The sequence below is a fragment of the Magnetospirillum sp. XM-1 genome, from assembly GCF_001511835.1.
Taxonomy (GTDB): Bacteria; Pseudomonadota; Alphaproteobacteria; order Rhodospirillales; family Magnetospirillaceae; genus Phaeospirillum.
This window is the reverse complement of sequence record NZ_LN997848.1, coordinates 959,995-979,384: the sequence shown is the minus strand read 5'-3', so window position 1 is coordinate 979,384 and position 19,390 is coordinate 959,995. Positions and strand designations below refer to the sequence as shown.

The 19,390-nt window shown below is 67.2% G+C and carries 14 protein-coding genes; 7 read left to right on the top strand and 7 right to left on the bottom strand.

What is annotated here, in order from left to right; genetic code table 11:
* Position 1: 1 nt before the first annotated feature.
* The 3 genes from XM1_RS04680 to XM1_RS04670 all read right to left on the bottom strand — a co-directional run bounded on the left by XM1_RS04680 (position 2) and on the right by XM1_RS04670 (position 4,033).
* Entirely contained in the window at positions 2-1,090 is a 1,089-nt protein-coding gene (locus XM1_RS04680; RefSeq protein WP_068430498.1) for a glycosyltransferase family 1 protein, read from the bottom strand.
* Between the two features lie 147 nt (positions 1,091-1,237).
* Positions 1,238-2,371, bottom strand: a complete 1,134-nt coding sequence (locus XM1_RS04675) for an SPASM domain-containing protein (RefSeq protein ID WP_068430495.1) — start codon at positions 2,369-2,371, stop codon at positions 1,238-1,240.
* A gap of 9 nt (positions 2,372-2,380) precedes the next feature.
* A complete protein-coding gene (locus XM1_RS04670) occupies positions 2,381-4,033 on the bottom strand; it encodes a radical SAM protein (protein WP_172821887.1) in 1,653 nt (550 codons plus the stop codon).
* A gap of 141 nt (positions 4,034-4,174) precedes the next feature.
* Between XM1_RS04670 and XM1_RS04665 the strand changes: the two genes are divergently transcribed.
* From XM1_RS04665 to XM1_RS04650, 4 genes are read left to right on the top strand one after another with little or no spacing between them, the layout of a single operon-like run.
* The gene (locus tag XM1_RS04665) at positions 4,175-5,158 is read left to right on the top strand and encodes an FkbM family methyltransferase (RefSeq protein WP_082700378.1); all 984 of its coding nucleotides are present in this window, start codon (positions 4,175-4,177) and stop codon (positions 5,156-5,158) included.
* Positions 5,155-6,438, top strand: a complete 1,284-nt coding sequence (locus XM1_RS04660) for an O-antigen ligase (protein ID WP_172821886.1) — start codon at positions 5,155-5,157, stop codon at positions 6,436-6,438. The genes XM1_RS04665 and XM1_RS04660 overlap by 4 nt, the downstream gene beginning before the upstream one ends.
* The gene (locus XM1_RS04655) at positions 6,435-7,427 is read left to right on the top strand and encodes a methyltransferase domain-containing protein (protein WP_068430483.1); all 993 of its coding nucleotides are present in this window, start codon (positions 6,435-6,437) and stop codon (positions 7,425-7,427) included. The genes XM1_RS04660 and XM1_RS04655 overlap by 4 nt, the downstream gene beginning before the upstream one ends.
* Positions 7,428-7,430: 3 nt before the next feature.
* Positions 7,431-8,771 (top strand): hypothetical protein, encoded by a 1,341-nt coding sequence (locus tag XM1_RS04650; RefSeq protein WP_156428647.1) that lies wholly within the window; start codon positions 7,431-7,433, stop codon positions 8,769-8,771.
* A 9-nt stretch (positions 8,772-8,780) separates the two neighbouring features.
* Here the strand turns inward: XM1_RS04650 and XM1_RS04645 are convergent, their stop codons facing one another.
* Positions 8,781-9,698, bottom strand: coding sequence for a glycosyltransferase family 2 protein (locus tag XM1_RS04645; RefSeq protein ID WP_068430478.1), 918 nt, complete (start codon positions 9,696-9,698; stop codon positions 8,781-8,783).
* Complete coding sequence (asnB, locus tag XM1_RS04640) at positions 9,688-11,571, bottom strand: asparagine synthase (glutamine-hydrolyzing) (RefSeq protein ID WP_082700376.1); 1,884 nt, start codon at positions 11,569-11,571, stop codon at positions 9,688-9,690. The genes XM1_RS04645 and asnB overlap by 11 nt, the downstream gene beginning before the upstream one ends.
* A 30-nt stretch (positions 11,572-11,601) precedes the next feature.
* On the opposite strand from asnB, the gene XM1_RS04635 reads away from it, so the two are divergent.
* Entirely contained in the window at positions 11,602-12,294 is a 693-nt protein-coding gene (locus XM1_RS04635; RefSeq protein WP_231920688.1) for a class I SAM-dependent methyltransferase, read from the top strand.
* Here the strand turns inward: XM1_RS04635 and XM1_RS04630 are convergent.
* Together XM1_RS04630 and XM1_RS04625 are read right to left on the bottom strand one after the other, a co-directional pair.
* Positions 12,264-13,886, bottom strand: a complete 1,623-nt coding sequence (locus XM1_RS04630; protein ID WP_156428646.1) for a hypothetical protein — start codon at positions 13,884-13,886, stop codon at positions 12,264-12,266. The genes XM1_RS04635 and XM1_RS04630 overlap by 31 nt on opposite strands.
* Entirely contained in the window at positions 13,886-15,706 is a 1,821-nt protein-coding gene (locus XM1_RS04625) for a hypothetical protein (protein WP_068430466.1), read from the bottom strand. The genes XM1_RS04630 and XM1_RS04625 overlap by 1 nt, the downstream gene beginning before the upstream one ends.
* Positions 15,707-15,868: 162 nt before the next feature.
* Between XM1_RS04625 and XM1_RS04620 the strand changes: the two genes are divergently transcribed.
* Positions 15,869-17,785, top strand: a complete 1,917-nt coding sequence (locus XM1_RS04620) for a nucleoside-diphosphate sugar epimerase/dehydratase (RefSeq protein ID WP_068430462.1) — start codon at positions 15,869-15,871, stop codon at positions 17,783-17,785.
* Between the two features lie 24 nt (positions 17,786-17,809).
* A complete protein-coding gene (purH, locus tag XM1_RS04615; protein ID WP_068430459.1) occupies positions 17,810-19,390 on the top strand; it encodes a bifunctional phosphoribosylaminoimidazolecarboxamide formyltransferase/IMP cyclohydrolase in 1,581 nt (526 codons plus the stop codon).

The following is a 19,390-nucleotide window of genomic DNA, read 5'->3' as shown; positions in this document are numbered from 1 at the left end:
GTCAGCGGGCCGATTCTTTGAAAATCCCCGCCAACCGCTCGGCGCAGCGGACCCAGGAAAAGTCGGCGGCACGGCGCACGGCGCGCTCGGAAAGCTCTGCCCGCCGGGCCGGATCGGTCAGCAGGACCTCCACCGCCCGGCACATGGAATCCACGTCCTCGGGATCGAAATATTCCACGGCATCGCCGGCGATTTCCGGCATGGCGGTACGGTTGGAACAGGCCGTGGGCGTTCCGCAGGCCAGGGCTTCGACCAGGGGATTGCCGAAGGTCTCCACCGTCGATGGAAAGACGAAGATACGGCAGCTCTGATAGAGGCGGCACAGTTCGGACGGCCGGACATGGCCGAGAAAGGTGACCTTGTCGCCCACCCCCCGCTCGGCCACCGTGGCGTAAAGATCCGCCGCGTACCCGGTATCCAGCGGCTTGCCGGCGATGGTCAGCGTCAGGTCAGGATAGCGTTCCAGCAATCGGCAGAACGCATCGAGCAAGGTGTGGTAATTCTTCTGAATATAGATGTCGCCGACGGCCAGCAGCGCATTGCCACGTTCCCCGTTTCCCGGATGGAACTCAGGATTGATGCCGTGATTGACCACCGTGATCTTGGACTTCAGCCAGGTGAAGGGCCATCGGGTCAGGCTGGACACCGTGTAATTGGACACTGCCACGACCCGCCTTGCCACGAACATAGACACCAGGGTCATGAACGCCACCGCCGCCCAGTAGGCGATCTTGGTGGGGCGGGCTTCCTTCATGACCACCGAGAGGGAATTGCGGGCCAGCAGAATGCTGTGGCGCGCCATGAGCGGGCCATAATTAGCCGGCGAATAGACCACGTCGGCCTCTACGATCCGGGCCACCAGGGGCAGCACGAATTGCTCCCACAAGAAGGTGCGCGACATGCTCTCGCCGAACCGGAAGATGTGCAGGCGGGCAAAGTCGGCCAAGCCCTCGTACTGGTTCAATTGATTGGCATGCAGGACGAGGTGCAGTTCCAGTTGCGGATCTCTGGCCAGCAGCGGGACGATGTTGCTGAGATAGGTGAAGCCGCCGCCTGATTTCGAGTGCAGCGCATTGATCAGAACCCGCACGGAAAGACACCCTTCGAACGCATTGACTGTACGGCACAGGCGCACCTGCCCCAGAAAACGGGGCACCTTCCTCCGGCCGAGGACTCGGGATGACTGACGCGAATCCCTGATTTGTAGGGGATCGAACGCCCCAGCACAATGGGCATTTCACCCGCCTGGGGCGGACTTTCCCTGCGGAAACGGTGCCTTGGACGGCGCGGCGATAAAGCGCCGAAACTCCTCCAGGCTGATCCAGCCCAGCCTGGAGGCGTCCCTGATGCGGCCGTCATAGATGCTGCGATAGAACGAGCAGCCCCGGCAGCTTTCGGGGAAATCCCCCGCCTGCTGCCGTTCGATCAGCCCGGCATAGGCCCGGTTGTCGGCCGACAGGATGGTGGCCAGGCTGTCGCGGTTCAGATTGCCAATGATCAGATCGTCGCGCACGGCGCGGCAGGCGCAGGCGTTGACCCGTCCGTCCGCCAGGATCTGGACGTTGAAGAAGGGCTGGATGCACGCCCCGTTCTTGGGTACGAGGCGCCCCTGGATCAGCCGCATGTCGAGGCCGCCGAGATCCGCCTCGCTCACCAACCCGCCCCAATCGTCAAGATCGTTCTGCACCGCCACCGGCACCCCAAGCGACGCCAGCCGGCGAAGAAGGACGTGCAGCGGCCCGTCGTATGAAGCGTCCAGGCCATAGCCGCACTCGCTGCGCATGCACAAGGAAAGGCCGGGCAGGACGCCCCGGGCCCGCACGATGACCTCCAAGGTCGCCAGATTGTCGAGCAGGCGGCGAAACTGGACTTCGCCGCGTCCGGTGATGCGCTCGAACGTCGGAAGGTCATGGCCGTAAAGGCTGACCACGAACAGCTTCAGGCGCGGCATGGACAATATCTCATCCAGTTGGACCGCGTCGGCGCCGATGAGATTGGTGTAGAGCAGGATTCCCGCCTCGGACCCGGCCTGCCCGTCCAGGGCGGCGTCGAGCAGGCGGAGCTTGTCCAGGATGGACTTGTCCATGAACACGTCGCCGTTGATCGGCGTCAGGACGATGTCGGCGAAACCCATGGCCAGCGCCTGGGTTACGTAATCACGGAACCGGTCGATCTCCATTACCCGCCGGGGCCGCAACCCCAGTCGATAGGTGCAGAAGCTGCACTCGAGGTTGCAGTGACTGGTCGGCTCGATGAACATGTAGGTGCGCGGATGCGGGACGTGGCTGCGCCCCAGCAGGCGGCCGATGGCCGTGTGAAGGGCCGTGGTGACCGATAGCCGCAGGGAGGCCAGCAGGTTGACGGCTTTCATGGCGGCCGTTCAGGTCGAGCGGGCCAGGCGTGCCGCCAACCGCCGCCGCAATCCACCCAGATCGCCGGTGGCCGCCATGCGCCCCACCAGCCACAGACGCCGCAGCCAGACCAGGGCGGGATTGGCGCAGAAATCCAGCTGATAGCGCCAGGCCGCCAGGCCGTTGACCATCGCCCCCAGGACCGGATTGCTCCGTTCGCACGACCGCTTGGCCAGCCACCAGACCAGGGCGGTATTCCAAGGAATCAGGTAGATGCAGTTTTCCAGAATGGTCTTGCGGTCAAAGTGGGTGACGTCCGGCTTGTAGATCCAGTTATAGAGGGTGCGGTCCGCGACCTTGTCCTCGGTCAGGTCGGCGGCACTGATCAGGCCTTCCTTCAGGGCCCGCTCGGTCAGGGGATAATGCGGAAAATACTGCATAAGATACGTATTGAGCTTGAGCGGTTGGGGCATGGCGGCCAGCAGGCGGATGCTCTCTTCCTGGGCCTCGGCGGTATCGAAGGGATTGCCCAGGATCAGGTCGCACTGCACCTGGACGCCGCATTCGGCCAGCATGCGGGCCTTTTCCAGCAATTCCACGTTCTTGCCCGGGCGCTTCAGCACATCGGTACGAATCTCGTCGGATCCGGACTGGATGCCGAAATGCATCTCGTAGAGCCCGGCCTCGACCAGGGCGCGGACGTTCTTCTCCTTGATCAGCTTGGGAACCAGTTCGCAATTGAACGGCGGCCCGCCAGCCTGACGGTAGGCTTCGCTGAACTCCCGCGTCCAGTCGTCGAAGACTCCGAATACCTCGTCGTTGAAACTGGCAAAGCGTGCCTTGGGCTGACGGGCCATCCGGTCCATGACCTGGGCGATGACGTTGGCGGGACTGCGCAGCCGCACGAAACGTCCATTGCCGCGATTCATGGGAATCAGCAGTGAATTGACGCAGTAGCTGCACATGTAGACACAGCCGCGCCCGGCCATGACCAGGATTTCCTCAGCCTCCATCTCCGGGTCGCTCTCGTAGAGGCGACCGTATTCGATGAAGTGCATCTGCGGCTCGCCATAGGCCTCGAAGGGAATGAGGTCCAGGTCCTGGATCAGCATGCGCTGGCCCATGTCCACCGTCCGGCCTTCGGCATCCCGATGCCATAATCCCTGGATGCCCGAGAAATCCCGCGATCCGGCCCGCAGCCGCTCGAAGAGGTCGAGCACCACCAGCTCGCCCTCGCCCTTGCAGACGTAGTCGGCGTAGCCAAGCGCCTCGTCCGGCGAGATGGTCGGGTGCTTGCCGCCCGCCACCACCGGAGCATCGGTGATCTCGCGCACCGCCGCGATGACGCGCCGCGCCGCCGGCACATAGGGGGCCAACACGCTGACGGCCACCATGTCGGGGTCGATGCGGCGCAACAGCGCCTTCAGATAGCCGATCTCGTCTTCGGTGATGGGGGTATGGCGGTTGGTCAGATTGTCCTTGAAGAACACCGCGTGTGAATCGATCCCCGACTGGCGGGCCAACTGGTGGAAGCCGCGCACCGGAAACGACTTGAAGCAGTAAAGGGAAATGAACAGGACTCGCGGCCCGCCCGCCGGAGACGACGTCCAGGGCGGGGTGGCGGCAACCTTCGCCAATTGGGCCAGGGTCTGATCAGTATCGGAGGATACGGGCATCGACATGGAGGCTATATAGCCCATCGGCCCTGGAAATTCACCCAAAACACCCCGCCCGCTGACAGCTGGGCGAAAAGGCTTTCGGTTTACTTCCGCGTACCAACGCGATAGAACCGGGACCGTTCAGATTTTACCGGGAAGCACGGCGTGACCCCGAGTTTGCTGTTACAGGCGGGGCTGGGACCACTGCTCGCAGCGCATCCCCTCGCTTGCCTGGACGTGGGGTCGCGGGGCGGATTCGAGTCCGACCTTCTACCCATCGCCGGCGCCGTGGATGCCATTGGCTTCGAACCCGAGCCCGCCGCCTTCCGGGCCGTTTCCGGCCAGGGAAGCGGCCCCTGGCGGTCACTGCGCCATCTGCCCCATGCCCTGGCGGGAACCACCGGCGAACGAACCCTCTACGTCCCCCAGGATCCGGCAAGCTCGTCGCTGCTGCGCCACGACCCCGCCATCGCCGGCGCATTCGGCAAGCGGCATTTTTCCCAGCTCGATCATGCCGTCGCGGTTCAGACCCGCGTGCTGGACGACGTGCTCGACGAGGCGAACGTCACGAACCCCGCCTATCTCAAGCTTGACGTGGAAGGGGCGGAACTGGAAATCCTCGAGGCCGCCCCCAGGGCCCTCGAGCATCTGCTGACCGTCAAGGCCGAGGTTTCGTTTCTGCCCTTCCGTCACGGACAGCCCCTGGCCGGGGACGTGGAGGCATTCCTGCGGGGCCACGACTTCGTCCTGATGGACCTGATGCGTCCCCACCACTGGCGGGTCCACGGCTATGTGGCCCACCCCCAGGCCGCCGCTCAGACCATTCCCTATTCCCGCGGCCAGTTGGTCCAGGGCGACTTCCTGTTCTTCCGCTCGCCCGATTCCGTCCAATCCATGGAGCGCCGCCTGCAATTGGCGGCCCTGGCCATGGCCCACGGCCATTTCGATTTCGCCGGCCGAATTCTGCTGGAACCCGCCACGACCACCTGGCTGGCACGGACCCATGGATGCGACGCATCCGGGCTTCTCGACCGCTGCTCGCAAGCCTTCGGCCGGACGGTGTGGCGCCACAAGGCGGCACAGCACCTCCGCCGCATGGTGACCTTCGCCCGCTCGTGGACGGCGTTGTGGGGACGGCGCGCGCCATGACGCCGCCGGGCCTGTCGTCCGAAACCATAGCGGTCTGGCTGCTGGCCGCGGCGGCCTTCGTCTTTCCGTTCCTGGCCGTCGTCGCCCCCCTGGGCATCACGGTCGAACTGGCCATTCTGGGCACGGCGGTTCTGCCCTTTGTCATCCGCGTCCGGGCGTGGCGCCACCTTCCCGTCACCCTCCTGGCCCTGCTCGTCGCCCTGGTGTCATGGGCCGCCATCAGCAGCCTGTGGGCCGAGATGCCGCAACAGGCCGCCACCGCCACCCTGCGCCTCCTGGGAATTTTCCTGGCGGGACTGTCCAGCCTGGCCGCCGGGCTGGCGCTCGCCCCCACCGCGCTTCGACCGGTCCGCATCGCCCTGCTGGCGGGCTTCGGGCTGGTGGCCGCCCCCTTGCTGGCCGATCAGTTGGCGGGTCAGTTGCTCACAGACTGGACCGATCTGCCGACCCGCCTGACCGAGACGCATCCGGTCAAGCGGGGCATCGTCATCCTGGCCCTGCTGATCTGGCCGATACGCATCATGATGCGCCGCCGGTTCACCGTCCCGGTCCAGGGACTGGCCATCGCCGCCATGATCACCCTTGTGATGTTCGGCCACAGTTCCACCGCCAAACTCGCCACCGGCGCGGGCATCGCGGTCACCCTGGCCCTCATGCTTGCACCGCGCCGGGGGCCGGGCATGGTCGGCGCCCTGCTGGTGGCTGCCACCCTGGCCATTCCACTGGCAGCCTCTCACCTGCCGTCGCCCCGCCATACCTTCCAGCATTGGACCTTCCTGGCGCCATCGGCTCATCATCGGGTCACCATTTGGGGGTTCACCGCCCAGCGCATTGCCGAGCGTCCCATCCTGGGCTGGGGCATGGATGCCTCGCGCGGTTTTCCCGGAGGCGATCAGGAGGTGGTGGTGCGCCGCTATGTAGAGGGGGTAAGGGTCGCAGAACTGACCGAGCCCGTGCTGCCCCTTCACCCCCACAGTGCGGTGCTTCAGCTCTGGCTCGAGCTTGGCGCGGTCGGCGCGGTAATGTTCGGCGTCTTTCTCGTCTGGCTGCTGTCGCGCGTCGCGCGCCCGCCCGCCGCCCTAAGGGGAGACATGGCGGCAGCGGCCATGGCCGCCTTCATCATGGCGGCGGGAAGCTTCGGATTCTGGCAGGGATGGTGGCAGTCTTCCTTCTGGCTGACCGCAGTCTTCACACTTCTCGCCATGAAGGACGGCAGCGCCGCTGCCGGGCTGGACCATACTCTTTCCCCACCTGAACGGAACGAAAGCCTGCGACCATGAGGGAATGGCTGATCGAGCACCTGATCTGTCCCACCTGCCCCGGCGAGGTCGGGCTGTCCCTGTCCGTCACCGCACGCGAAGGCGACGACATCCTTGAGGGGGAACTGGCCTGCCCGGCCTGCGACGCCCGATTCCCCGTGCGGGGCGGTGTACCGCGCTTCACGCCGGCGGGGGCCGATTATTGCGGCAATTTCGGGTTCCAGTGGAATAAGTGGCGAGCTTTGCAGATCGACCGCCTCAGCGGCCACCAATTGTCGGCGGGGCGTTTTTTCGGAGACAGCGGCTGGGACCCGGCCTGGCTGGAGGGCAAGCTGATCCTTGACGCCGGATGCGGGGCGGGCCGCTTCTCCGACGTGGCGGCCTCGGCCGGCGCGCGGGTGATCGCCTGCGACCTTTCCTCCGCCGTCAACGCCTGCCGCGAGACCACCGCCGCCTGGGACGGGCGGGTCCAGCCCATTCAGGCGTCGATTTTCGACCTGCCGTTACGGCGCGGCATCTTCGACGGGGTGTTCTGCATGGGCGTGATCCAGCACACCCCCGACCCAAAGCGACTGATGAGCGGGCTGCCCGCCTTTCTCAAGCCGGGAGGGCGGTTGGCCTATAATTTCTACGAGGCAGATTTCTGGCCCTGGCTTCAGGGAATCAAATACGCACTGCGCCTTGTCACGCCCCATCTTCCCACCGGGGCCACCCTGGCGCTTTCGCGGGCCCTGGTCCGGGTGTTCTTTCCCCTGACGGCGGCTTTCGCCCGCCTTCCGGTGTTTCGGACACTGAACGTGATGATTCCCATCTGCCCGGTCCACGACAGCGTGCTGACGCCGGAGCAGCGCTATGCCTGGACGGTACTCGATACCTTCGACTGGTATTCGCCGCGCTATGAAAAGCGGCAGAAGCACAAGGAGGTCATCCGGCTGCTTACCGATGCGGGAATGACCGAGGTCACCGGGCGGGCGGGTGCGGTCATAGCCAGGGCCCCCACGAGAGGCTAGCGGATGAAGCCCGCATCGCCGCCCGCTGGTCCCGCCCTCATGGCCGCAATCGCGACGCTGGTTCCGCTGTCGCTTTGCCCCTTGTGGCTGGCGCTCCTGCCACCGGGCGGCTTCTGGCTGGCCCGTGGCCTTGCCGCCGTGGGCGGTGCGGCGACGCTTGCCGCCATGGCCCAAGGGCGGGACGCCGGGAACAGGCCTCCCCTTGTGCTGGTCTCGCCCGCCGTCATGCTGCCTCTACTGGCCCTGGTGTTCTACAGCCTGGTCCCCGCCTTTTACGTGGAATCGACGTTCGGCGGGCCGCTTCCCATTCCACCGGGCGTCCCCGCCCGGGTTCTGCATGAACAGTTCGGCTACTATGCCGCCTATGCCGCCGCCTCGCAGGCCGAGGCCTGGGTCCTGGCCTTTGCCTGCATCGGCCTGTTGCTTGCCATGGCCTTCGACCGGATCATCCCGCACCGCACCGAACCCGACCAGCCGTCACCGGCCCTCGGCTGGGGCCTCGCCCTGGTTTGCGGCGGCGGCGCGGCCTTTCAGGTGGCGAAGACGCTTTCCACCTTGGCCCTGGCGGACGTTCTGCCGCCCCTAGTGATGTTCGGCATGGCGCTGCTGAGTCAGGCGCCCATCCGGCGCGCGCCCTGGATCGCGGCCGGGCTGGTGGCGGGAGCGGCCTTGCTGTTCCCCTACCACATCAAGTCCCTGGTATTCTTTTCCGTGGCACTGCTGTTGACCGCCTTTTGCCGGTCCCGCGGATGGATGCGGATCGCCATCGCCGCAATGCTGCTGCTTTCCCCGATAGCGGGAGCCGGTGCCGTGATGCTGCCGCGTGGAGCCATTCCCAATCTGGCCGGCAAGATCGTCTACCGCCAATCCGAGACGGTGTTCTGCCTGGACTTCGCCCTGCGCGACGCGGCGGCGGGCGGCGGGGAGTGGCGGGCCGGGCCGTTCTACTTCGTCTCGGCCCTGGTTCCACGGATCCTGTGGCCCGACAAGCCGTCACTGTCCCACGGCGGGGCGTTCAGCGAATTCTGCGGGGTGGAGATTCCGGGGCATTCCGCCTCCATCACCTTGCTGGGCGAGCCGGCCTTGCGCGGCGGGGCATGGGGCATGGCGGCAGCCGGGCTGGTCCTGGCCGGCCTGTCGGCCGCCGTCATCGCCGCCTGGAAGCGCGGTGGCATGATCGTGACCGCCCTGGCCCTCGGGCTGACTCCCTGGCTGATCGATTTCGACCAGCATTTCGCCATGTACGTCGCCAATCTGGCCAAGGGGCTGCTGGCGACATTGCCCGTGGCCCTGGTGATCGGATACGTCACCCGGCGGCAGGCGGCGAGCCGCGCTTCACCCTGAGCCGGACCGTCACGCCCCGTCGCGGTCGCGGCCGGCCGATTCCAGCTGGCTGAGGCGCATATAGCTGATCTGGTCGGCGATGAAACCCTGCAACACCAAGATCAGGCCCGCCAGGACCAGGACCACGGAAAGGGACGGAAAGCCCAGGCCGTGCGCCAGGGCCAGAATCAGGCCATAGGCCAGGCCGACGCCGGCCAGTAACGCGCCCACGGGCAGGAATACCCTGAGCGGCGCGAACAGCATGATCATGCGCATGACCAGGATCAGGGCCTGCAGCCCATCACCCAGCACCACCTTGCTGGTGCCGATGCGGGGCCGGGTGGTCACCGGCTCGAAGGCGACGGGGTAGTCGCGCTGAATCATGATCATGGTCGAGGTCATGCTGGCGCTGTAGCGGTTGGGCAGCAACGACAGGTAGGGCAGGATGACGTCCCGGCGAAAGACCCGCAGACCGCAATTGAGGTCGGTCCCCGCCCCCAGGCCGAGGGACCAGGCCAGAGCCCTGATAATGGCCTTGCCGAAGGTGCGGAACCGGCTGGTGCCCGCCGGCCGCTGGCCGATGACGGCCACCACCCGCTCGGAATCCAGACGCCGCGCCATGGCGATCAGATTCTCCACCTTGTGCTCGTTGTCGGCGTCAAACCACGCGACGTAGTCGCGCCCGGCGGCGCGCATGCCGGCCTTGAGCGCCGCGCCGTAGCCCCGGTTGAACGGCTGGCGCAGCACCGTGATTCCCGCCACCGTGGCGGCGCGCTCTCCGGTCCGGTCGGCGCTGCCATCATCGACGACGATGATTTCGGCGTCGGGCAGAGCCTCGCGCAATCCCTGGAGGGTGGGAACGATGCCGTCCTCCTCGTTGTAGGCCGGGATGACGATACTCAGCCGGGATGACCAGGAAGATACGGGAAGAGAGGGATCAACGGACATGGGACAGCGTTTCCTTCCACGCCGCAAACGTCAGGATGGGCCACAGACCATACCCCAGGCTGCGCTCCCTGTCGCGGTGCTGGCGCCAGAGGCGGCGAACGGAATCCGGCCGCAGCCAGGGGGCCAGATTCTCGGCCCGCTCGTCGAGCAGAGTCCGGCACAGGGGCGCCAGGGATTGGCGCAGCATGCGGTCGATAGGCAGGTTGAATCCCTTCTTGCGGCCCTCGGTGACCTCGGGCGGAAGCCCCATCCCCGCCAGGGCACGGCGCAACGGCCGCTTACCCTGACCCAGGCCGGAATACAGAATTCCCGCGTCCATGCGGCCCGCCAGATCCATGATCGCCGTCGACAGAAAGGGCACCCGGATTTCCAGGCCGTGAGCCATGCTCATGCGATCCACCTTGACCAGCATGTCGGCAGGAAGGTAGTAGCGCTGATCGGCCAGCAGGCAGCGATCCATGATGGGTCCATCCTCCCCCATGGCCGCCGCATAGCCCGCCGACGGATCGGCGGCGGCTTCCCCGGCCAGGGCGGGGCCGCGAATCTCGTCCAGTTGGACATCGGGAATCAGGCGGCGCCATTCGCAATGGGGCTCCGGCGCGGCAAGCCCCAGCAGGAAACGCGACAGCACCGCCACGGGCGGCAATCTCCGCTCGTCGGCTCCGCCCAGATGGGCCAGGGACGCTCCCAGCCGGGCGGCGAGGCCTCGGGGAACCGCCGGGCGCAGCCAGCGCGCCAGGCGGCTGGCGCCATAGGTGGGATAGCCGGCGAAGAATTCGTCGGCACCGTCGCCTGACAGCGCCACCGTCACATGCCGGCGGATCTCGGCACACAGGCGGTAAAGGGCGAAGGCGCTGGAATCCGACAACTGGCCATCCAGATGGTGAACCATGGCCCGAAACGTCGCCTCGGCCCCCTCATCCACATCCACCGGCACGGGAGTCAGCCCGGCCCCCACCTGACGGGCGACCAGAGACGCCATCGGCGTCTCGTCGTGACTGCCCTCGGTGAAGCTGGCGACAAAGGCCGGCACATCCGCCGAGTGGCCGGTGACCGCGGTGATCAGCGAGCTGTCGATGCCACCGCTTTGCAGAACGCCGACAGGCACTTCGCTGACCAGCATGCCCGACACGGTGGACGGCCAGAGATCGGTGAAGGCAGCAACCGCCTCGTCCAGGCGATGGATCTGGGAATGGCGGGTCGGCTGCCAGAAGCGGCGGGCAACCCAGTCGCGGCCATCCCAGACCTCGACGGTCCCGGGCGCAATCTGCTCGACGCCCTCCAGCAGGCTGGTCTCCGGCCCGGCGTAGCCATGGGCGAAAAAGCGGTTCAGGGCGGCCGGCGAGAAGGCCGGAACCGCGTCGAGTGCGGGGAGCAACCCCTTGATCTCGCTGGCGAAGGCAAAGCCTCCGGCATGGCATTGGCGATAAAGCGGCTTGATGCCGGCACCGTCGCGGGCCAGGGCCAGGGTATTGCGCCGCCGGTCCCAGATGGCCACGGCGAACATACCGTCCAGCCGGCCGAACAGCTCCTCGCCCCAGGCCAGCCACCCGGCCAGCAGGGTTTCGGTATCGCAGGCGGTGCGGAATTCGTAGCCGGTCTCGCGCCGGATGGCCTGGCGCAGCGGAGCGTCGTTATAGATTTCGCCGTTATAGCTGATCACCGCCCGCCCGGCGGGATCGGCCATGGGCTGGGCTCCATCGGTGCCAAGCCCGCGGATGGCCAGGCGGCAATGGCCAAGGGCCATGGAGCCCTCTGTCCATATCCCGTCGCCGTCGGGGCCGCGATGGGCCACCGCCCTGATCATGGCCGCAACCCGGGATCCCTCGACAGGCCGTCCTTCGAAGTGGTAAACGCCGACGATCCCGCACATGGGACCATGTTATAGCAGCGGAGACCGATCTTGGAAACGCGGACCCAACCAGCGGCCAAGGGAATGGCCGGAACGTTGCCGCCGGCCCGGGCGCTGCTGCGGCCCAAGCCGCTTGGACAGCAGGTGATCGACCTGCTGGGGGCTCCGTTGCGCATGGTGGTCCTGCCCGACCTGGCCTCGGAGCAGCTGGGCCTGACCTCGCTGCGCTGCGAGCGCTTTTCCGCCGTTCTGCCCCAGATGCGCGGGCGGTGCCTGGATGTGGGGGCCGGCGACAACGTCTTGCTGCGCCTCTACGAAAGCGGCGGCGGCCCGCCGGGCAATGTGGGCGTCGACGTGGTCGATTGGGGCGGCGGCTGCGTCCTGGTGCCGTCGGCCGACCGGCTCCCCTTCGCCGACGCCAGCTTCGACACCGTGACCTTCGTGGCCTGCCTGAACCACATCGTCGAGCGGGCTGGCGCCCTGGCCGAGGCGCACCGCGTGCTGCGCCCCGGCGGCCGGGTGGTGCTGACCATGATCGGCCGCACCCTGGGCGAGTTGGGTCATCGGCTGTGGTGGTATTCCGAGGACAAGCACCGCGAGGAGGAGGAGGGCGAAACCGGCGGCCTGAACCCGGCGGAGATGATCGACCTCCTGGGCGGGGCCGGCTTCGTCAATCTGCACCAGACCAGCTTCGTCTATGGCCTCAATCGCCTCTATGTGGCCGAACGGGCCAGCACCCGGTAGCGGCCACCGGCATGGATCACCGCCCAGCCGGACAGGGGCGGCGGCTCCAGATCGGTAACGATGATGCCGGCGCCCAGTTCGTCGGCGGTCGCGACGAGGCTCCGCCAGTCCATGGAGCGGTGGGCCTCGTTCAACCGCTCGCTCAGCTCCAGCCAGCGGTCCAACACGCCGTGATTGGCATAGCCCAGGGCGGTGCCGCCATCCTTGAAGCAGAAGGCCACCGGCAGCAACGCCCCGTAGCGCACCGCCAGGACAGCGTCGAGGCCCTCATAGCGATCGACGAAAGGCAGGACCGGCGTTCCCCGCGCGACCTTGTCCCGCAAGGCCGCCAGCATGGCCCGACGATCGAGCCATTCCCCCGACGGGCATGACAGGCGCCCCGACGCCAGGCAGTCGGCGACGGCCCGTACCGGCAGCCCGCCGGGCTTGTTCACCACCAGCCAGACACAGGCCACGGCCCCGATGAGCAGGCCTCCTCTCCGCCGCGGCATTCGTCCCGCCGCCTCCACCGCGCCCCACAGCCCGAAGACCATCAGGATCGGCACGCCGTAGCGCATGTTGCGGATGGAATCGATCTCCACCGGCAGAAGCTGGAAATGCCGCCCGATGGCCTGCTCCAGCAAGGTCACCCCCAGCGAGGTCGCCACCACCAGGACCATCCAGGCCGTCAGCAGGACAAGACGCCGCCGCTGATGGGGGGCCAGAACCCAGACGGCCATGGCGCCTAACACCCCCCAGGCGGGAACGAACCAGCGGGCCCGCCATTGGGAAAGCATCGTCTGGGCATAGACCAGCCCATCCATGAAGATGGTGCCGAACAGCCGGTGCTGGCGGGCGATGGCCTCGGCATAATCGGCCGTGGCACCATGCTGGTGGCCGGTCAGGTAGTTGATGCCGAAGGGCACGATGACGGCGACGAACACAACCCCCGCCGCCACCAGCCTCCACACCCAGACCGCCGCCGGCGCTCCCCCGGGCCCCCGCAGCGCCAGGGTCAGCCAGGAGGCCAGGGCCACGGACGGCGTACTGACCGGATGGACATACATGGACAGCCCATGCAGGCCGAACAGCCGGAACCAGCCCTTCGGCGAATCGGCGGCGCCCAGCAGGCCGATCAGCAGGAAGGGCAGGATCGCCTGAAACAGGAAGCGTGGCTCGGCGTCGACATAGGTGCCGTAATAATCGATGGTCAACGGCACCGTGCCGAACGACAACAGCCCCAGGGCCAGCGCCCCGCCACCTTGCCCGAACAGCAATCGGCCCAGGCGCCAGTATCCCTCGGCCTGCAGCCACATGACCGGCCACAACAGCACCACGAAGGCGGTGCCGAAATCCCCCAGCAGCGAGGCCAGCCCCATCAGCAGCGGAATGTGGAGGATGGCGTAGAAGCGGAAATTCTCGGTATTGGCCAGGACCATGTCGCCATGCCATTGGCCGGGATGGCTCCAGGCGGCGGCGAAGGACGCGATGTTGCCCGCGTCGGGTCCGAGAAAGGTGAACGGAACCATTCCCCGCCACCAGACCAGGGTCAGCAGGGCGGAGATCCCCGCGTAAAGAATGGAAATTGCCGCCCGCGACCCGAACCGCGCCATCAGGGCCAACGCTCGGGGCTCTTGCCGCCAGGGAAGGGGAACTGATCGATCACCGTCCAGGTGCTTCCCTCACGATGCAGCAGGAAGGCGGAATTGACCGGCTCCAGTCCCAGGGCGGCGGCCCCGGAATAGACAAATGCCCAATGGGCGGGCTGCGCGTCCAGCCATGGGGGCGCCTCACTCCGCGTGAAGGCGGACATGAAGGAATCCACCGTCACCCGTCCGCTCCACTCGTAGGACGCCATGACTCCGGCGAGACCGGTGCCCTGGGGGTCGATCACCACCGCATGCTCGCCCGCCGGCATCATGGCTCCGGCCTGATGCAGGGATTGGCGCAGGAACGGCTTGGTCCGGTCATGATCGAAGCGGATCTGGCCGACGGCAAGCAGCGGCCCCGCCAGAACCAGAACCAAGGCGAGCCGCGCCGCCATCCGCGCGGCGGCCAGATGCCCGACCCGCGCCAGTCCCCGGCCGACCAGGATGGCCGCCGGCAGCATGACCACCAGGCCGAGATGGGTGTTGTAGCGCCAGTACGAGGCGACGTGCAGGGCTTCGTAATCGCCGAACACCACCACGTAAGTGACCAGAAGGAACAGGTTGTAGCCGAGGAAGGCCAGCCCGGCCATGACGCACAGGCGGTCCAGACGGTCGCGGTCGCGCAGGAAACCGCGCAGCCCCAGCACCACCATGATCAGGGCGAGGCCGAAATAGCCGCCCTTGTTGCCGGCCACGTCCAGCATGGCCAGCAGGATCTGGGGAATCTCGGCCACGTGCCACCGGTCCATGGGCTGAATCACCATTTCGCGCCCGGCGAGAAGGTGATCGACATGCCATCGCCACAGCCCCGAGACCAGGGCCGGGGGAATGACCATGAACACCCATTGGAGCAGGAACAGGCCCTTCCAGCCGTCCCGGCGCAGGGCAAGCACGCCGGCGGCGCCCAGAATACAGCCGAACAGAGCGGCATTGCCCGGCTTGACCCCCATCAGCGCCGCACCCACCAGCCCAAAGGCCAGGGCCAGCCGGTGGCGGGACACCCGGTCGCCATCGCCCGCCACCCGCTCCCCCAGCAGGGCCAGAACGGCTGCCAGGAAAGCGGTCGCTACGTCGGCATAGGCGGAAAAGGCCAGTTTGTGCACGAAGGTGGGAGACGCCACGGTGGCGGCCAGCAGGGCCACCGCGGCGGCGGCCGGTCCCAGCCGGCCGGCCGACGGCTCGCCGCGCGCCAGCCCGGCCAGCAGCATGGCGAATAGCGCCAGCAGCAGCACGTTGAGCAACGCGGGCACCGCTTCCGAGAAGCCCGACAGCGTCATGGCGGCAAGGCCGACCATGGGCCAGCCATAGGGGTAGGCGGCGCAGCAGGTCGCCATGACCGGAACGGCCGGACCACCCGGAACCGCATGGTTGACCTGGACATAGCGGAAGGCATGAAGCCAGTGGCTGAACTCATCCCATTCCGAGCCGCGGCGGTCCGACAGCAGCAGCAGCAGGGGCAAGGCCATCGCCAGGACCGGCAACCCGACACCGGCCCATTGTCCCAGTTCACGGCGATCCCGGATCAGGCAGGCCGCAGCGGCCACGGCGATCACGAGCAGGCCAAGGCGCAAATCCAACCCGGCGACACCAAAGGCGGTCCCCACCAGAATCAGCCCGCCCATGCCGGCGCCGAAGGCCAGCGCCGGCTCGGACCGGGGCAGCAGCAACCGCCCGGCCAGGGCGACGACGACGATGGCTGCCACCGAGGCGGCGACGACACCGGGTTGCGGGGAGACCCGGCCAAGCAGAGCCCAGGAATCAGACAAATAGGAGGCGATCGCCATGAATCGTACTGTCCTTGCCGCAACGAGGAACCTAGATATCCGCAGCCGAAAGTGAAGTCCAGAGCCCTAAGGCTGCGCGGACTTGACCCTGCGGCCGCTCTCCCTTAATCAGAGGCATTCGGCACCCCGGCAGCAGCCGGGTCCTCCGGGGAATGGATATCCATGAGACTGCCGCCGCTGTCGCGTGCCTATCTGGCGTTCGCCCACGATGTGGTGATGGCGGCGCTGTCCTTCGTGGTGGCGCTCTATCTGCGCCTGGGCGAAGACACCTGGATCTGGTGGGATCGCCTCGATCTGGGGCTGGCCACGGCCCTGTTCACCTTGATCGCGGCCCCGATCTTCGTGTCCCAGCGGCTTTATCGCGGCGTCTGGCGCTATGCCTCGGTCAACGATCTGATGGCCCTGACGCGGGCCGCGACGCTGACCATCCTGGTCTTTCTCGCCCTGCTGTTCCTGACCACCCGGCTGCAGTCCCTGCCGCGCTCGGTGCTGCTGATCAACTGGTTCGTGCTGCTGGCCCTGCTGGGCGGGCCACGCTTCGTCTACCGGATGTTCAAGGACCATCGCCAGAGCCGCAAGCGCGCCGAAAGCGACCATGCCCGCGTCCCGGTGCTGCTGGTCGGCGCCGGCGACGAGGCCGAGCTGTTCCTGCGCGCCGCCCGTTCCCCCGACGCCGAATACCGGGCGGTCGGACTGCTGAGTTCGCGTGGCGCGCGGGTGGGCCGCCACATCCACGGCATCGACGTGCTGGGCTCCACCGACGAGATGGCCGATGTGGTTATGTCGCTGCGCCAGAAGGGCCAGGCGCCGCAGCGCCTGGTCATCACCGACCACCGTCTGGATGGTGCCGAGGTGCGGGCGTTGCTGGACGAGGCCGACCGGCTGGGCATGACCCTGGCCCGCATTCCGCGCCTGATGGAGTTGAAGGACGGGGTGGAGGAGCGCGTCACCATGCGCCCCATCGCCGTCGAGGATCTGCTGGGCCGGCCCCAGGCGGTGCTGGACCGCCCGGCCATGGAGTCCATGATCAAGGGCCGCCGCGTCCTGGTCACCGGCGCCGGTGGCTCCATCGGCAGCGAACTGGTGCGCCAGATCAGCGATTTCGGCCCGGCCTCGCTGGTGCTGTTCGAGGCTTGCGAGTTCAATCTCTACGCCATCGACCAGGAAATCACCGCCCGCCAGCCCGGCCTGGAGCTGATCCCGCTGCTGGGCGACGTGCGTGACGCGGCGCGGGTCAGCGGGGCGATGGCGGCCCACCGCCCCGATCTGGTGTTCCACGCCGCGGCGCTCAAGCACGTGCCCATGGTCGAGTACAATCCCGACGAGGGCATTCTGACCAATTGCGTCGGCACCCGTCAGGTCGCCGATGCCTGCCGCGCCAACGGCGTTTCCCTGATGGTGCAGATCTCCACCGACAAGGCGGTCAATCCCACCAATGTGATGGGCGCCACCAAGCGGGTCGCCGAGATGTACGCCCAGGCCCTGGATCTGGCGGAAGGCGAGCAAGGCGGCACCCGCTTCGTCACCGTGCGCTTCGGCAACGTGCTGGGCTCCACTGGCTCGGTGGTGCCGCTGTTCCAGAAGCAGCTGGCCGAAGGCGGGCCGCTCACCGTGACCCACCCCGACATGACCCGCTATTTCATGACGGTCAGGGAAGCTGTGGAACTGGTGCTGCAGGCCTCGGCCTTCGGCATCGGTCATCCGGCCTATCGCGGCAAGATCTTCGTCCTCGACATGGGCGAGCCGGTCAAGATCGTCCATCTCGCCCGCCAGATGATCCGCCTGGCCGGGCTGCGCCCCGACATTGACGTCAAGATCGCCTTTACCGGGCTGCGCCCCGGCGAGAAGCTGTTCGAAGAGCTGTTCCACGGCTCCGAGCCCACCGTCAGCACGGAAATGCCCGGCATCCTGGTGGCCGAGCCGCGCTCCGCCGATGCCGTCGAACTGGGCGCCGCCATCGACGGCCTCGCCCGGCTTTGCCGCGACCATGACGCCGACGGCGCCCTGGCCGCCCTGTGCCACGTGGTCCCGGAATATACCGTTACCCCAAACACCCCCGTTCTTGCCCCCCAAGACTGACCTGCCCCCGGAGAACTGCCTGCCATGTCCGATATCCGCCCCGTCCGCCGCGCCCTGCTTTCGGTTTCCGACAAGACCGGCCTGATCGAGTTCGCCCGTTTCCTGACCAAGTCGGGCGTCGAACTGCTGTCCACCGGCGGCACCGCCAAGGCCATGCGCGACGCCGGCCTGGCGGTGATCGACGTCTCCGACTTCACCGGCTTCCCCGAGATGCTGGACGGCCGGGTCAAGACCCTGCATCCCAAGGTGCATGGCGGCCTGCTGGGCATCCGCGGCAACGCCGAGCACGAGAAGGCCATGGCGGCCCACGGCATCAAGGAAATCGACCTCCTGGTGGTTAACCTCTACCCCTTCGAGGAGACGGTGGCCAAGGGCGCCGATTACGAGACCTGCGTCGAGAACATCGACATCGGCGGCCCCGCCATGATCCGCGCCGCCTCCAAGAACCATGACTCGGTCACCGTGGTGGTGGACGTCGAGGATTACGCCGTGGTGCAGTCCGAGATGGAGGCCAACAAGGGCGGCACCACCCTGGGCCTGAGGAAGCGTCTGGCCGCCACGGCCTATGCGCGGACCGGCGCCTACGACGCCGCCATCAGCCAGTGGTTCGCGCGTGAATTGGGCGACACCTTCCCGCGCCGCGTGGTGGTGGCGGGCGAGTTGAAGCAGTCGCTGCGTTACGGCGAGAACCCGCACCAGGCCGCCGCCTTCTACACCAACGGCTCGTCCCGCGCCGGCGTGGCCACGGCGCGTCAGCTGCAGGGCAAGGAACTCTCCTACAACAACCTGAACGACACCGACGCCGCCTTCGAGCTGGCCGCCGAGTTCGACCAGCCGGCCATCGCCATCATCAAGCACGCCAATCCCTGCGGCGTGTCGGTGGGCACGGATCTCAAGAGCGCCTATCTGCGGGCGCTGGCCTGCGATCCGGTCTCGGCCTTCGGCGGCATCGTCGCCATGAACCGCCGCCTGGACAAGGTCACCGCCGAGGAGATCGCCAAGCTGTTCACCGAAGTGGTGATTGCGCCCGAGGCCGATGACGACGCCGTCGCCGTCTTCGCCGCCAAGAAGAACCTGCGCCTGCTGGTCACCGGCGGCATGCCCGACCCCTCCGAGCCCGGCATGACGCTGCGCCCGGTGGCCGGCGGCTATCTGTTCCAGACCAAGGACAACGGCCGCGTCATGGCCGCCGATCTCAAGGTGGTGACCAAGCGGGCGCCCACCGAGCGCGAACTGGCCGACCTGCTCACCGCCTTCCGCATCTGCAAGCACGTCAAGTCCAACGCCATCATCTACGTCAAGGACGGCGCCACCGTGGGCATCGGGGCGGGGCAGATGAGCCGGGTGGATTCGTCGCGCATCGCCGCCTGGAAGGCCCAGGAGGCGGCCACCGCCGCCGGCCTGTCCGAGCCCCAGACCATCGGTTCGGTGGTGGCGTCGGATGCCTTCTTCCCCTTCGCCGACGGTCTGCTGGCGGCGGCGGCGGCGGGTGCGACCGCGGTGATCCAGCCGGGTGGCTCCATGCGCGACGCCGAGGTGATCGCGGCGGCCGACGAGAAGGGCCTGGCCATGGTCTTCACCGGTATGCGCCACTTCCGGCACTGA

Bases quoted from the DNA above. Each gene is read 5' to 3' on its own strand.
- XM1_RS04650 (WP_156428647.1), top strand. From the start codon at position 7,431: ATGAAGCCCGCATCGCCGCCCGCTGGTCCCGCCCTCATGGCCGCAATC.
- XM1_RS04645 (WP_068430478.1), bottom strand. From the start codon at position 9,698: ATGTCCGTTGATCCCTCTCTTCCCGTATCTTCCTGGTCATCCCGGCTG.
- XM1_RS04655 (WP_068430483.1), top strand. From the start codon at position 6,435: ATGAGGGAATGGCTGATCGAGCACCTGATCTGTCCCACCTGCCCCGGC.
- XM1_RS04630 (WP_156428646.1), bottom strand. From the start codon at position 13,886: ATGGCGCGGTTCGGGTCGCGGGCGGCAATTTCCATTCTTTACGCGGGG.
- XM1_RS04675 (WP_068430495.1), bottom strand. From the start codon at position 2,371: ATGAAAGCCGTCAACCTGCTGGCCTCCCTGCGGCTATCGGTCACCACG.
- XM1_RS04660 (WP_172821886.1), top strand. From the start codon at position 5,155: ATGACGCCGCCGGGCCTGTCGTCCGAAACCATAGCGGTCTGGCTGCTG.
- XM1_RS04625 (WP_068430466.1), bottom strand. From the start codon at position 15,706: ATGGCGATCGCCTCCTATTTGTCTGATTCCTGGGCTCTGCTTGGCCGG.
- XM1_RS04670 (WP_172821887.1), bottom strand. From the start codon at position 4,033: ATGTCGATGCCCGTATCCTCCGATACTGATCAGACCCTGGCCCAATTG.
- asnB (WP_082700376.1), bottom strand. From the start codon at position 11,571: ATGTGCGGGATCGTCGGCGTTTACCACTTCGAAGGACGGCCTGTCGAG.
- purH (WP_068430459.1), top strand. From the start codon at position 17,810: ATGTCCGATATCCGCCCCGTCCGCCGCGCCCTGCTTTCGGTTTCCGAC.
- XM1_RS04620 (WP_068430462.1), top strand. From the start codon at position 15,869: ATGAGACTGCCGCCGCTGTCGCGTGCCTATCTGGCGTTCGCCCACGAT.